Raw genomic sequence first — 311 nt, 5'->3', positions numbered from 1 at the left:
GATGTAATCGGATCAACTATCCAGTTGATGTCGCAATGGCTTGCTCAAGCCTTGCATTATGATTGATGTGTTTAACCGCCGTCACCGATTGTATCTCGAGAAGCTGGTCTTTCTGCTGATACTGTTGAAACAAGCATTTGCAGTCGAATGGCAACATTCGGCGTCGCATAATGCGGCTTTAAAAGCTGTTTTGATGGATATTGGCAATGAGAGTGATCAAGTGTCTTAAGGGCATTTGGTGGATGCCTTGGCATGCACAGGCGATGAAGGACGTGATACGCTGCGATAAGCGTCGGGGAGGTGCGAATACC

General features: G+C 47.3%; 1 rRNA gene. It reads left to right on the top strand.

The window, feature by feature from the left end:
• Window positions 1-214: 214 nt before the first annotated feature.
• Window positions 215-311: ribosomal RNA gene (locus tag ACS5UA_RS22920) — 23S ribosomal RNA — on the top strand; the annotation flags it as partial.

The sequence above is a fragment of the Brucella sp. RRSP16 genome, from assembly GCF_052246815.1.
Classification (GTDB): domain Bacteria; phylum Pseudomonadota; class Alphaproteobacteria; order Rhizobiales; family Rhizobiaceae; genus Brucella; species Brucella intermedia.
Note: the sequence above shows the minus strand (reverse complement) of the source record. Positions and strands in the feature narration are given on the sequence as shown.